13 protein-coding genes, 1 pseudogene and 1 riboswitch are annotated in these 14,785 nt (G+C 38.4%); of the genes and pseudogenes, 13 read left to right on the forward strand and 1 reads right to left on the reverse strand.

Features of this window, described 5'->3' with window-relative positions; translation table 11 throughout:
• The 10 genes and pseudogenes from LEUM_RS03115 to guaA all read left to right on the forward strand — a co-directional run bounded on the left by LEUM_RS03115 (position 1) and on the right by guaA (position 10,349).
• Entirely contained in the window at positions 1-915 is a 915-nt protein-coding gene (locus tag LEUM_RS03115) for a hypothetical protein (protein ID WP_011679448.1), read from the forward strand.
• Positions 916-951: 36 nt separating this feature from the next.
• Positions 952-1,500, forward strand: a complete 549-nt coding sequence (locus tag LEUM_RS03120; protein ID WP_011679449.1) for a LemA family protein — start codon at positions 952-954, stop codon at positions 1,498-1,500.
• The gene (gene htpX, locus LEUM_RS03125; protein ID WP_011679450.1) at positions 1,500-2,393 is read left to right on the forward strand and encodes a zinc metalloprotease HtpX; all 894 of its coding nucleotides are present in this window, start codon (positions 1,500-1,502) and stop codon (positions 2,391-2,393) included. The genes LEUM_RS03120 and htpX overlap by 1 nt, the downstream gene beginning before the upstream one ends.
• Before the next feature lie 111 nt (positions 2,394-2,504).
• Positions 2,505-3,482, forward strand: coding sequence for a YitT family protein (locus tag LEUM_RS03130; RefSeq protein WP_011679451.1), 978 nt, complete (start codon positions 2,505-2,507; stop codon positions 3,480-3,482).
• A 27-nt stretch (positions 3,483-3,509) separates the two neighbouring features.
• Positions 3,510-3,695, forward strand: coding sequence for a 2-hydroxymuconate tautomerase (locus LEUM_RS03135; RefSeq protein ID WP_004164395.1), 186 nt, complete (start codon positions 3,510-3,512; stop codon positions 3,693-3,695).
• Positions 3,696-3,896: 201 nt separating this feature from the next.
• A complete protein-coding gene (locus LEUM_RS03140) occupies positions 3,897-5,360 on the forward strand; it encodes an NlpC/P60 family protein (RefSeq protein ID WP_011679452.1) in 1,464 nt (487 codons plus the stop codon).
• 533 nt (positions 5,361-5,893) lie between these two features.
• A complete protein-coding gene (locus LEUM_RS03145; protein ID WP_011679453.1) occupies positions 5,894-6,124 on the forward strand; it encodes a CsbD family protein in 231 nt (76 codons plus the stop codon).
• A 184-nt stretch (positions 6,125-6,308) separates the two neighbouring features.
• Positions 6,309-6,405: riboswitch (purine riboswitch) on the forward strand.
• A gap of 223 nt (positions 6,406-6,628) precedes the next feature.
• A complete protein-coding gene (guaB, locus tag LEUM_RS03155; protein WP_011679454.1) occupies positions 6,629-7,771 on the forward strand; it encodes an IMP dehydrogenase in 1,143 nt (380 codons plus the stop codon).
• Between the two features lie 42 nt (positions 7,772-7,813).
• Positions 7,814-8,800: an IMP dehydrogenase gene (locus LEUM_RS03160; protein ID WP_011679455.1), complete on the forward strand. Its 987-nt coding sequence runs from the start codon at positions 7,814-7,816 to the stop codon at positions 8,798-8,800.
• Positions 8,801-8,803: 3 nt separating this feature from the next.
• Positions 8,804-10,349: pseudogene (gene guaA / locus LEUM_RS03165) on the forward strand (glutamine-hydrolyzing GMP synthase).
• A 91-nt stretch (positions 10,350-10,440) separates the two neighbouring features.
• Here the strand turns inward: guaA and LEUM_RS10675 are convergent.
• Complete coding sequence (locus LEUM_RS10675; protein WP_011679456.1) at positions 10,441-10,611, reverse strand: hypothetical protein; 171 nt, start codon at positions 10,609-10,611, stop codon at positions 10,441-10,443.
• A gap of 949 nt (positions 10,612-11,560) precedes the next feature.
• On the opposite strand from LEUM_RS10675, the gene LEUM_RS03170 reads away from it, so the two are divergent.
• The 3 genes from LEUM_RS03170 to LEUM_RS03180 all read left to right on the forward strand — a co-directional run bounded on the left by LEUM_RS03170 (position 11,561) and on the right by LEUM_RS03180 (position 14,769).
• On the forward strand, positions 11,561-11,788 hold the full coding sequence (locus LEUM_RS03170) for a CsbD family protein (protein ID WP_004164379.1): 228 nt from the start codon (positions 11,561-11,563) through the stop codon (positions 11,786-11,788).
• Positions 11,789-11,940: 152 nt separating this feature from the next.
• Positions 11,941-12,555, forward strand: a complete 615-nt coding sequence (gene recU, locus LEUM_RS03175; RefSeq protein ID WP_011679457.1) for a Holliday junction resolvase RecU — start codon at positions 11,941-11,943, stop codon at positions 12,553-12,555.
• Between the two features lie 21 nt (positions 12,556-12,576).
• Positions 12,577-14,769: a transglycosylase domain-containing protein gene (locus LEUM_RS03180; RefSeq protein ID WP_011679458.1), complete on the forward strand. Its 2,193-nt coding sequence runs from the start codon at positions 12,577-12,579 to the stop codon at positions 14,767-14,769.
• Positions 14,770-14,785 lie beyond the last annotated feature (16 nt).

The following is a 14,785-nucleotide window of genomic DNA, read 5'->3' on the forward strand; positions in this document are numbered from 1 at the left end:
ATGAATTTTGATACTTATAACTATTCACAACAATTGAAGAAAGACTTAGAAGTGTTTCAACGGTGGCAAGTGTTAATTGAAGCACTTTCTGAAGCCAATCAGACTGCTGAAATATTGGATATTACCAAAAAAATATTGGCTTTTGACGTTCATAAATCAGAAATTATGCGTGTAGCGAGTGAACACTGGTACCCCAATACACATTGGATTGCTGTGGCTTTCTCAAACTTAGCTAAAATGACCTCGCTATCGCATACGCAAGTCATTTTACCAAAGATGCAAAAAGTGGCTGAACTCCATTTTGAAGAATTTCCAAACGCGGCTTTCCAATTTACCAAGGCACCTTTAGCTGCAGGAGGTTATTATTTAGAAGAAATATCTCAAAATTTACGCGTTGCATACTGGGATATTGTAAATAAACGTTTTTACTTAGACACTGTGCATTTCATGAAGTTAGTGCAAACAGAAGCCATTCAAATCGCTGGTGTTGAGGCATTAACTATTTTTCAAAAGCGCTTGACAGCAATTAGCTATCTTCTAAAAGATAACGAGTATTCTATTGATATTGTCGGACTTGATATGACAGATACTCAAAATTTGATGATGCAGCAAAAGGATTTGTCAGCTGAAATACTTGATAGTTTGTTTGTTGAGGCGGCAAAGCAAAACTTTGTCTTAACGTTATTACAAAATGATAAAGACGGAGCGGTATTAAAAATAGGATCTGTATCATTAGAGATTATTCAGTACCGTGACCAACAAGAGCACGCGGTCTGGCAATATGATATCATTGATAATAATAAACGTGTTACAATTTATACACTGTTTCAACAATTACCTTTTTTTGCCAACTGGTATGAAAAATGGTTTAATGAAGTTGGTCTGAAGGACAAACGTGCAGTTTTTGTGGATTAAAGCCCAAACTGGCGTCGATTAGAAAGAGGAAACATTATGACAATATTGATTATAATTGCGATCGTTGTAATTATCGCTGTTGCTTGGGTTAGCATTTACAACTCGCTTGTAAAAACACGCATGCAAACAAAAGAATCTTGGAGCCAGATTGACGTTCAATTAAAGCGTCGTAATGATTTGATTCCAAATTTAGTGGAAACTGTTAAGGGGTACGCTAAGCATGAAAGCGGTACGTTAGAAGAAGTAACGAAACTCCGTCAAGAGGTGGAACGGGCCGCAACGCCGGCTGATAAAATGGTTGCCTCAAACCAATTGACTGGTGTTTTATCTGGATTCTTTGCCCGTGCTGAAGCATATCCTGATTTGAAAGCTAATACAAACTTTACAAAGTTGCAAGAAGAACTAACAAACACGGAAAACAAGATTGCCTATTCACGTCAGTTGTTTAATTCAACAACAGCACTTTACAATACGAAGTTACAACAATTTCCAAGTAATATTGTTGCGGGAATTCATCATTTTGAACCTAGTGAATTTTTGCAAGTCCCAGAAGCTGAGAAAGAAGTCCCTACGGTTAAGTTCTAATGTTGTACCAACAAATACAATCAAATAAACGGCGCACCATTGTATTATTATTTGTATTTTTTATTTTGGTAGCCTTAGTCGGAGCTGCAGTAGGTTACCTATTGCTTAATTCCTTAGAAACTGGCGTAGTTGCGGCCATAGTTATTGGTGCTATTTACACAATTATTATGGTTAGTAATTCAACTAATGTAGTCATGGCGATGAACCATGGTCACGAAATCAAAAATGCTGACCAAGCTCCAGAACTGTGGCACACAGTCGAGGACATGGCGATGGTTGCTCAAGTACCGATGCCACGGGTATTTATTATTGATGACGATAGTCCTAATGCTTTTGCTACCGGAAATAATCCTGAGCATTCGGCAGTTGCCGCCACTACTGGGCTACTGAAGATTATGAACCGAAGCGAGTTAGAGGGTGTTATCGCTCACGAAATGAGCCATGTGCGCAACTACGACATACGAATTTCAACTATTGCTTTAGCCTTAGCCGCTGCTATCACACTATTAACTAATATTGGTGGTAATTGGTGGTTTTGGGGCAGTGGTGATAGGCGACGGAATGATGATCGTAATGGTGGTGGTGGTTTACAAATACTGTTGTTAGTATTTTCGATTTTAATGATGGTTTTAGCACCGTTGGCTGCTGCAGCAATTCAAATGGCGATTTCACGTAACCGTGAATATCTTGCTGATGCTGGTAGTGCGGAGCTAACGAGAAACCCACAAGGATTGATTTCAGCATTACGAAAATTAGGTAACGCACAGCCGATGAAGGATGTGGATTCTTCATCAGCTGCATTGTATATTAGTAATCCTTTGAAGAACAAGGAGCGTTTGTTTGATACGCATCCACCAATTGAAGAACGTATTGATCGTTTAGAAAAAATGTAAAATGCGTAAAGGTTAATATAATTGAGCAAAACAAAAAGTCACGAACATATTCGTGACTTTTTTTGTTATGATAAAGAATGATGTAATTTGAATTTTGTGGAGTGTTGGGCGATGAAAAATATTAAAATTAACTGGCGAAAAGTACTACTTACGATACTCATCTTTTTTGCTAGTTCAGTTGTACAAGTAGTTGGATTAAACGCTTTTTTAATTCCTAATAATGTTTTCTCAGGTGGATTTAACGGTATTGCGCAGCTATTATCTTTGTTCTCCCAAAACTTTTTCCACGTTAGCATGCCTACTGGAACATTTATTATGATATTCAACATTCCAGTTGGAATTGTTGGTTGGAAAATGATTGGTGGCAAATTTACAATATTGAGCTTTGCTAATTCACTATTCGTATCTGCTGTTCAAATTATTGCGCCAACACAAGCCCTAACTACGAATCCGCTGTTAGCAGCCTTATTTGGTGGCTTATTAATTGGTGCTTCGATCGGCCTAGCCATGAGATATGGTTTTTCAACAGGTGGTATGGATATTGTCGCGATGGTTGTTCAAAAGCGAACCGGAAAATCGATTGGTGCACTGATGAATGTGATTAATTTCGGTGTTGTTGTTATTGCTGGTTCATTTATAGGCTGGCAAAATGCCTTATTCACAATCATTGGTATTTATGCAACCGGTCGTGTTGTTGATACGCTATATACTGGTTATCAGAAGTTGACGGCAATGATTGTGACCTCCAAAGGTGATGAAGTCGTTGCAGAGTTGCACAAAGACCTAATCCGAGGAATTACCATTTTACCATCGAAAGGCGCCTATACCAAACGTGATTCGACAACATTAATGATGGTTCTTTCCCGTTACGAATTATTTGAAATGCAAGAGGTCGTCCATCGTGCTGATCCAAAAGCGTTTATCAATTTAATGAACACAGTTAGTGTTTCAGGGGAGTTTCTTGATGCTGACCGTCAGCTGCAGATGAAGCGGGCGGTCGCTGTTCCAAAAGTTGAAACCGTCGAGGCGCAGATTGAAGCTGAACAACGGCTAGAAGAGCAACTTGAAAATTTAGACGATAAAAAGTAAAATATAGGAAATAGAAGGAGAATACTTATGCCAATAGTACAAGTCGAATTGCTTGAAGGTCGTACTCACGAACAACTTGCCAAAATGGTGAAAGACATTACCAATGTTATTGTTGAGGACGCAGGCGCATCACGAGAAGCCGTTCACGTTATTTTACGCGAAATGCCAAAAGACCATTATGCGGTTGGTGGTGTCTTAAAAAGTGATCAATAATTTTATTACAAACGATTAAAAACGGGGTATTTTATTCACCCTGTTTTTTTGTAGAAATAAAATTTCAAGTTAGTAACAATAGTGCATTCCTTATGTTTTTTTAACAATTTCATGATAGAATTAAAATGTTAAGAAAAATTTAAACATTGAGAGTAAAAAATAACACTGATTGTGGTGTTTAGAGTGGAAAGGTAGGGAAATATGGAACGACTGGATAAAAAAGTAGTAGCTTCAGGACTGAGTTTATTAGGTCTAGTAGGCGTTGGCTCGGGTATCGCCCATGCTGATGATGTTAAAAGCACTGTCAACAAGGCTGTTAATTCTGTTGCCGAAGCTGCTGGACTAATTGATAACAAAACGGTTAATCTCACTCAAAAGAGTCTAACAATACCAAAAGATAAAGTAGCTCATATTGAGACACCAGCTGAGAAAAAAGTTTCCCAAAAAGCCACTACTAAATTAACATCATATAAAGTAAAGGCTGGAGATTCTCTTTGGTCGATTGCTCATAATCATAATTTGAATGTAGATGATCTCGTGAGTGAGAATAATAATTCTGATTTGATATCAGTAGGGCAAACATTAAACTTGCCAACTAGTGTTGGCGCCGATACACAAACAACAGTGGCTGATCAATCACCAACAGACATTAATAAAAGTACTGATTCCTACGCTGACTCGTTGCAAACTGCCGCTAGCGCACCTGTTTCAGAGGTGTCAGCAGCTGGTAACGTAGAATCAACGGAATCTTCAGTCACTTCTAGTACTTCCAGTCAAGATTCGTTGGCCTCGAGCTCAGCAGCTGAAAGCTCAGTATCTTCGACTCCATCAAGTGAAGAATCAACGTTGGCAAGCACCGCAGATTCTAGTGTGTCAAGTGGAGAATCAGCGCCATCAAGTTCAGTGACAGAGAGTTCGTCAGTCTCGAGCGGATCAGATGAAGAAACAAGTTCAGCGACGGAGGCCACCTCTTTAACAACGTCTAGCACGGCAGATGTAGTGTCAGAAACGCAAAACACATCAGGCAATACTAGTTTGCAAAGTAGTGAGACAATAGCTGCAAGTGCTGCAAGTGACGCCACAGCTTATACGAGTTCTTCAGATTCAACTGCAGCAGATGCTTCAGCCAACATCAATAGTTCTTACGGTGCAGCTGCTGTTTCAAGTTCCGATTCGAGTGCTGGACAACAGTATAATCAGCTATCTTCAACTACGAACAGCAATGGTAGTTTAGTCAATCTTTCTACTGGGTCTGTCAGTCAAATAGTAAATTCTAATACAACACAATCTATGTCTGGAAATTCTGCCGCAATTATTGCGCTAGCGCAACAATTGGTAGCACAAAATATTCCTTATGTTTGGGGTGGAGGAACGCCTTCAACTGGGTTTGATTGCTCTGGATTAGTGAGTTATGTTTTCAAAAATGCTGCCGGCATCTCATTACCACACTCGTCCGTTGAACAAGAAATGTACACTCAAAAGAAGTCGGTTTCTCAAGCTCAACCAGGTGACTTACTATTTTGGGGTACGCCAGGCGCTTCATACCATGTGGCTATTTATATTGGCAATAATCAGTATATTGCCGCACCAAAGCCTGGATTGAATGTACGCGTTGAAACGATTTCACCGAATTTTTTGCCATCTTTCGCCGGCTCAATTAAGTGATTTGGTGCATCAAAGCAAGAGACTAATTGTAGTATGAGCACTAATCCATCAAGAGGGATAAGTGCTTTTTATTTTATTTTTAAATAAATAGTAATCATTACTTTTATATGGTATAATTAATTCATGAGTTACTTTAAGTAAGCTCATTTTACTATTGTAATTACTGACAGTTACTACACATTTCTTCCATGATTAGATAATTGTAACTTACAATTTCATTTATCTGTTTGTCAGCATTGCATTATTTAAGCGCCGTAGCAGGTGCCTTTTCTTTTGAACAATCCTTGTTTTATTGACTATCGTTTTGGCTTGTAACCTGCTTTTAGAGAACTTATAATTAATAATATAGTTTGGTTGATCTTCAATGAGAAAACTTGAACTTTTGCGAAAGCCACTCACCCCCGTGTGGCTTTTTGTTTTGCACTTTTTGAGGTAAATGGACCCATTATTAGAATCAAAATAATTTACAAACATTATGTACTACGATATGATTGATTTGTAACATTGAATAAACCTCAAGGAGAACATGTACGATGACAGTTGAAGAAAAATTTGATAATGCCAAGGACAAGATTGCTGGAAAAGCAAAGGAAGTTGAGGGGAAAGTTACTGGTGACAAACAACGGGAATTACAAGGTAAAACCCAAAACATTTTCGGTAAGGCAAAAGACGCTGTAACTGATATCAAGGATGCAGCAGAGGAAGCCGTTAAAGATACAATTGATGACTACAAGCAAGATAGCAAAAAAAATATTGATAAATAAATATATGAAGAAAAGAGCAACTGATTGTAAATAAAAAAAATCAGGTGCTTTTTTTATAAGTTATTGAGTGTTTAATTAGTTGTAAATTACATATTTCTAGGAAAATTTTAAGTCAAGTCAGATGGTTTTTTCCTGCCTAACTAACGGTTGCTTTTTCTCATAAAAGCGGGTAATATGATAACAACAACTAAAGAAGTTATTTGCAGATATATCGTTGGAAAACGGCCAACAGTTTCTACCACGCCCCAAAAGTCGTGACTATCCGCAAATGTTTTTGACGATTCAAAAGCATTTGTGGATCTCTGTGTCCCAGATGCTTTTTTTGTGTTTAAAGATGATGGCGGATCCGTTAACAATTGTGTTAACAAAAAGGCCTGATTAAATTATATAAACTACCGGTGAAGTTCGTGTTAAAAACAAATTGCAATACCTACTGGGGATGGGTTCAATTGTTTATTTGTTTATACGACAAAGGTAGAATGCATGTTTATTTTGGAGGATCTTATGCAGAAGTTTAGTTCAACAAACAAGTTTGTCCCAATGGGATTAACATTTGAAGACGTCAAGTTAGTTGACGACTTACAGTCAACTGTGACACCTGAATCTGTTTCGGTGACCACAAGCTTAACACCTACTTTGAAGCTTAATATTCCATTACTATCAGCTGCGATGGATACAGTGACAGAAGCACGCTTTGCCACAGCTTTAGCTAAGTTAGGTGGCCTTGGTGTCATTCATAAAAATATGACAATTAGTGCACAGGCTGATGAAGTTCGCAAGGTTAAAACGGCAACGTTTGACTCAGCAGACTTTCCTAATGCGGCTGTTGATGCTAAAGGACATCTGCTTGTTGCTGGTGCCGTTGGTGTAACGAATGACACTGTAGATCGTGTGCAAGCTATGGTTGAAGCAGGAGCTGATGCAATTGTGCTGGATTCCGCACATGGACATTCTGAGGGCGTTCTCCGCAAGGTATCTGAGGTGAGGTCGACTTTCCCTAATTTAAATATTATTGCTGGTAATATTGCAACTCGAGAAGGTGCAGCTGCATTATACGATGCGGGCGCTGATGTTGTTAAAATTGGAATTGGCCCTGGATCAATTTGTACCACACGTGTGGTTGCTGGTATTGGTGTACCACAAGTTTCTGCTATTCGTGATGCCGCCCTTGAAGCGGCTGCACGTGGCAAGAAGATTATTGCTGATGGCGGTGTTAAAACGTCATTAGATATTGTTAAAGCAATATCAGCTGGTGGAAATGCGGTTATGCTTGGATCAATGTTTTCTGGGACGGAGGAAACACCCGGCGAAGTGTTTGAGGACAATGGTCAAAAGTACAAAACATATCGAGGTATGGGTTCAATTGCTGCGATGGAAAATGGATCAAAGGATCGTTACTTCCAAGGTGAAGTGAACGAAGCTAAAAAGATGGTACCAGAAGGTATTGAAGCTCGTGTTACATATAAAGGCGATTTGACAACCATTTTAAATGCTATGTTAGTAGATATTCATAAAAAAATGGCACAATTAGGAGAAACGACGATTGATGACTTAGTTAATCATGAGCATATCGCACGTGATAGCGAAGTATTTGATTTCGAAGCAGCGACGGATAAGCAAAAGCCTGTTGTTGCTGCCCAATTCTAATTATCATTGCAAATAATAGTTCAATCATCTTTGGAGAAAATCATGCCTGAAAATACAGAGTTCATAGGTCTTGGCTACGATCAAGTTTTGTTAGTACCAGGAGCCTCAAATGTTTTACCATATAGTGTTACCTTGCGTACACAATTGTCAGAAAATTTTGAATTAAATATTCCGCTTGTTTCAGAGGCTTTTGGTCCGGAAACAGATACACGTGTTGCGCCAACTGCTTTGAATGGTGGGTTAGGCGTTGTTGCTGAGCAAGAAGATTTATCAAAACAAGTAGCCAGTTTGCAACAAGTTAAGGAGACAGTCGTTGATACTGACAAATATCCTAATGCTTTAGTTGATTCACAGAATCATTTACGTGTAGCAGCTGAAGTGTGGTTAGTGGCTGGTGCAGAAACTCGTGTTGCTGCATTGGTTAATGCAGGAGCGGATGCTATATTCTTTTATTTGCATGAAACGCTAGCCAAGAATACGCGTGATCTTATTAAGCAAATACGACAAGCACATCCAGATTTGTTCATCGCTGTTGGTGTCGTTGAAGATCAAAGCATTGCTGCTGCTTTATATGAAGCAGGAGCAGATACAATACTTGCAGGACGTTCAGTTGACTCATCACTACCAAACGACATTACATACCCATTCTTAACAGTCACAATGAATATTGCAGATGTGGCAGCTGCATATGACAACAAATCAGTCATTGCTGTTGGTGGTATTCATTATTCGGGTGACATTGTTAAAGCGATTGCAGCAGGGGCAGATGCGACAATGGTATCAGATCTGTTAAAAGGATCAGTACTGGAATCTGACGGTTCGTTTAAAGAAGGAGATATGTCAATTGATGATGCAATCTTCCAAACTGACGGTGGCTTGCGCGCCGGAATGGGTTACACGGGGTCACAAACAATTGAAAGCCTAAAATTGAATGCTAAGATTGTTCAAATAACAGATAACGGTTTGCGTGAATCACATCCACATGATGTTGAAATTACTAAACAAGCGCCTAACTACGCGAAAGGATAAGCAATGGTTGACAAACTTGATAAAGTCTTAGTTTTAGACTATGGAAGCCAATATAATCAATTAATCACACGACGTATACGTGAAATGGGTGTGTTTTCAGAACTTAAGTCACGTAATATGACTGCCGAAGAAATCAAGTCCTATAATCCCAAGGCCATCATCTTGTCTGGTGGTCCTAAGTCGGTTTATGAGGAAAATGCGTTTACCATTGATAGCGAAATATTCAATTTAGATATTCCAGTTTTAGGTGTATGCTACGGTATGCAACTAATGGCACAAGAATTAGGCGGTAAAGTTGAAGCTAATCCAGGCAATGGCGAATTTGGACAAACTGTCCTACAACAAACTGAGTCTGCTGGGCGATTATTAGCTGATACACCAGTATCACAAACTGTTTTGATGAGCCATTCAGATAATGTCATTGAATTACCTGAAGGATTTAAAGTGATTGGTGGCTCAGATAAAACGCCAATTGCTGCTATTGCTAACGAAGAACGTCGTTTGTATGGGGTTCAGTTCCACGCAGAAACGACCTTGTCAGAAAATGGTAAGCAAATTTTAACGAATTTTGTTAAAAATATTGCTGAAGCAGAATCTAACTGGGACATGAGTGGATTTATTGATGAACAAATTCAAAAAATTCGCGAAATTGTAGGCGATAAAAAGGTATTGCTTGGACTATCAGGTGGTGTTGATTCATCCGTTGTTGGTGTTTTGTTGCACCGCGCGATTGGTGACCAATTGACATCTATATTTGTGGATCATGGCTTGCTCCGTAAAAACGAAGCAGATCAGGTGATGACAATGTTGGGTGGCAAGTTTGGATTAAACATCATTAAAGTTGATGCCCAAGAACGTTTTTTGGATAAATTGGCCGGTGTTTCAGATCCTGAACAAAAGCGAAAGATTATTGGAAATGAGTTTATCCAAGTTTTCAATGATGAGGCTAAAAAGTTAGATGGCATTGAATTCTTAGCACAGGGTACGCTATATACTGATGTTATTGAATCTGGTACCGATACGGCACAAACTATCAAGTCACATCATAACGTTGGTGGCTTGCCAGAGGATATGCAATTCCAGCTAATTGAGCCACTTAACACATTATTTAAGGATGAGGTTCGTGAATTAGGTGAAAAGTTGAATATGCCACACGAAATGGTTTGGCGTCAACCATTCCCCTGGGCCCGGATTAGGGATTCGTATCCTAGGAGACATCACTGAAGATAAGTTAGAAATCGTACGTGACTCTGATTGGATTTTGCGTGATGAAATCGCCAAAGCTGGTCTAGAAGGAGACATATGGCAATACTTTACGGTATTGACTGGTGTCCGTTCAGTTGGTGTCATGGGTGATTACCGTACTTACGATTACACGATAGCAATTCGTGCTATTACTTCTGTCGATGGTATGACAGCTGATTTTGCACGTATGCCATGGGAATTATTGCAAAAAATATCAGCTCGTATTGTCAATGAAGTTGGTCATATTAACCGCGTGGTGTATGATATTACGGCCAAGCCACCTGCAACAGTTGAATGGGAATAATCTCCAAAAAAATAAACCTCAAATGAGGTTTATTTTTTTTCGACAAATTATCTGTCTTTATTTAATTAATATGTACGTCCAGAAGGACTTTTTATTTCAAGAAATTATTGCGGTTTTCCCAAAGATATGAAATCGCTAAAATAAGCAAGCCTAAGTTAGAGGCAATAATAGCAAAAGTTGGTTGGCTCATAATCCAACTAATCAAAGACGCAAACATAAGTATGAGTGAAATCATTAAAACAAAAACTGACACTTTTTTCATAAAATATTCTCCCTAATTTTGATCGTGATTGCTTGAAATTAAATGCAAAACATAAGGCACGACTACTACCGTTCATGTTATCACAGCAATTATCTTTATTCAAATAGACCGCTTATCAAACAAATTGTAACGTTTGGCTCAATGTGACTATTTTTATAGTGATGGAATAAATATGAAACACAAATAAATGAGCACAATAATTTGCACTACAATCCCTACAACAGCTGTGATGATCATATAACGATTATGAAGGATTAGTCCAGCGATTAACAATGCAGTTAATAGAAGGGTCAGAACAAATAACAATGAAAAGGGCACTATCATATTCTCCGATGTTTTTGCTACTGCTATTTTATCACAGATGGCCTGAGAAAAATCCAATGGAATATCGACTTTTATACAGTTATTGCGTCTGAAATAGCAAAAAGACTGCAATAAGAATATTGGTCAAACAAATAGATTATAGATAATTTATGTGAACATAAAGAAACGAAAAAAACAAAACAGTATTGTTTGAATAACAATACCAAAAGAGGTGATAATGATTGTTCCGCGGCTGCGAATTATAATTCCAACGAATAAAAAAGTAATTAAACAGAGTGTTACGAATAAAATAAAAGTGTAAAGAAAAATAATTGTCATGATGACTCCTTAATGAGCTTAGTAAAAATTATATCAAATTCTGGAAAAGGCGTACACACTCGATTTTGAGAATAAATATTGACATAGACAAACCACCCACAGAAACGAGTGGATGGCATGTGACATTATTATGTAATTTGAATATTTAACGAGGATTAACTATAAATTAAATGACTAATTGTTTTCTCTATGATGGAAGATCAGCTGTTAAATATACAATGTAACTTTACTGTAAGTTGTTTACAAGCGCTTACATTTAAGTTATACTATATATGTGACATCAAATAAAGTTCAAGGAGGACATTATATGTCAGTTGAAGATAAGTTTGATAATGCTCAGGACAAGGTTGCTGGTAAAGCAAAAGAAGTTGAAGGCAAAGTTACCGGTGACAAGAGTCGCGAAGCACAAGGTAAAGCACAGGGACTTTTTGGTAAGGCGAAAGACAAGTTATCTGATGCTGCCGAAGCCGTTAAGGATTCTGCTGAAGATGCAGTTGATGCCGTCAAAGATGGCGTGGAAAAGTTGAAAAAATAATAAGTAAAACCGTCCGACTAACTCTTTAGTTGGACGGTTTTTGAATGACTTGCAACACACAAGCATTGACATTGCTTAACCTAATTATGGTTAAGTTCTTTTTTATGGTAAAATAAAAAATATATATTTTACAGAAAATATTGAGAGTTGCGATGACAATTAATTATCCAGTCGGTACTCATCACGGTAAGACGTTAAAAAATAACACATTGCGTACCGGTAAAACAACTAAAAAGGTATTATTTGGTAAGCGAGGTATGGGTTTGGAAGATGAAATTAATCTTGCAAATGACTATTATCTTGCTAATCGTTTGGCAGTAGTTCATAAAAAGCCTACACCAATAACCATAGTAAAAGTTGACTATCCTGCTCGCTCTGCTGCCAAAATTACAGAAGCTTATTTTAAACAAGCCTCTACAACTGATTATAATGGTGTTTATCAAGGAAAGTATATTGACTTTGATGCAAAGGAAACAAAAAATAAAACGTCATTCCCTTTGAAAAATTTCCATGAACATCAAATTTCTCATTTAGCAAGTATTTTGTCCCAAGGTGGTATCGGGTTTGTTATCATCAAATTTACGAGTTTAAATGAGAATTATGTCTATCCTGCTAGCGAATTAATACAACAGTGGCAACATTTGAATGGCAAACAGTCGATTTCTTATCAAGAAATAGTTGATAAGAGTTTTGTTGTGCCTGAAAGTTTAAATCCGAGTTTGGATTATCTCACAGCTGTGGATAAAATGCTTGAAGCATTACATTAAATTTTAGGAGTTTTCAATAGTATGGCAAATGACAAAGCGAATCAATGGTCGCGTGTAAATCGTAATCATAAGATGTACGACCAATACCCTGCACAAGAACCACCACGTCCGCCAAAACCAAATGGTCCAAAGGGTAGTGGGTCCAGAAAACCAAGAAAAACTAAAAAGAAGCGTCGTTGGATATTAGCCATATTCTTATGGTTATTTACTCTTGGTCTGATTGCTGGGCTTGCGGGAACAGCCTTGTTCTTCACTTATGCGAATGATGCACCCAATATTACAGAGTCGGATTTAGCTTCGGAAAACTCTACACAGCTCTTAGATTCTAAGGGGAATGTCTTTTGGAGCATGGCCACTCAAGATCGTGATTATGCTAATTCCAATGAAATACCCAAACAATTAAAGCAAGCTGTTGTTTCTATTGAAGATCGACGTTTTTACAAACATCATGGTGTAGACCCAATACGTATTGCCGGAGCTGCAATTTCCAATATTAAGGGTTCTTCTCTGGGGATGCAGGGCGGATCTACTCTGACGCAACAATTAGTTAAATTGTCCGTCTTTAGTACATCAACGTCTGACCAAACATTTAAACGTAAGGCGCAAGAAGCATGGTTAGCCTTACGTGTGGAGAAGAATTTTACTAAAAATCAAATTTTGACGTTTTATATGAACAAAGTGTACATGGGACACGGCGTTTACGGAATGAAAACAGCTTCAGAATATTTTTATGGTAAAGCGTTAACTGATCTTTCTTTGCCACAATTGGCTTTGCTTGCTGGTATGCCACAATCACCAACTTATTATGATCCCTACTTAAAGGACACCACGGCTGCAAAAGAGCGTCGTGACACAGTTTTGAAAGCTATGGTTACTTATGGTGCGATTACGTCAAAGCAAGCGACAGAAGCAATGAAAGTGCCTGTCAGCGATGGCTTACAAGATTTAAATGCCAAAACAGAGGCGGCTAATAGCACTCGTCAAGTTGCTGATGGGTACGCTTTATCAGTAATAACGGAAGCCAAAAAGCTAGGTTATGATACAACAAAAGCCGGTTTGAAAATCTATACTAATATGGATTCTAATTTACAACAATCCCTTTATGATAATGCCAATGATGGTTCTGTTACTTTTTCTAGTGATGACTTACAAATTGGTGCAACAATGACAGATCCAAATAATGGTCACGTTATAGCCCAAATTGGCGGACGTAATGTTAATACCTTGCAGGCACTTAACCGAGCAACCGGCAAGAACCGTTCATCTGGTTCATCAATTAAACCATTACTAGATTATGGGCCAGCAATTGAATACCTTAACTGGCCAACTTATCGAACAGTTGAAGATAAAAAATACAAATATAACGGTACAAACATAAGTGTTTACAACTGGGATAAAAAATACATGGGAAACATTACCATGCGTACGGCCTTAACGCAATCGCGAAATATTCCTGCAATCAGAACCTTAGAAGAGGTTGGTGGTTCAAATGCCGAGAAGTTTGTTAATGGACTAGGCATTACGACGAACTCAACACCGGGTGGTTCAATGGCCATTGGAATCGATGTTTCAACCGAACAGGAGGCAGCAGCGTTTGGTGCTGTTGCTAATGGTGGTGTCTATTACAAGCCAACTTATATTTCTAAAATTGTCACTGCAGATGGCACAACCCATAGCTACACATCAAGTGGCACACGTGCTATGAAGACCAGTACAGCCTTCATGTTAACTGATATGATGAAGGGTGTTATCAAGCCTAATGCAACCGCAGCAGATGCCGCAATTTCTGGGTTATATCAGGCTGGTAAGTCAGGGCTAGTAGCCTATGATGATAATGCTGGGATGCCTGATAAAGCGATATCGGATGCTTGGTTTACCGGCTATACAAAATCGTATACGCTCTCTGTATGGACTGGATTTGATGTTCCTAGTAAAAATTACATTCCTTGGACAGAGCAAGATTTACCGGCGCAGTATTATGCCAAAGTGATGGCTTATGCTATGCAAAATAAGTCAAATACCGATTGGACCGCACCAGATACAGTTACTGCTAAAGTGAAGGGAAATATCGTTGAATATGAAGTCAAAGATGCTTCTTGGAGTAACGGTGGACTGCCGAGTGTGAATTCCATTGCGCAATCTGGGGAAACTCCATCTGAAGCAGGAATTAGTGCAAACTCTGCTTCAACTGGTTCTACAACTGGCAACAATTAATTTAGAGTTTCTCGGT

The organism is Leuconostoc mesenteroides subsp. mesenteroides ATCC 8293 (assembly GCF_000014445.1).
GTDB classification, from domain to species: Bacteria; Bacillota; Bacilli; order Lactobacillales; family Lactobacillaceae; genus Leuconostoc; species Leuconostoc mesenteroides.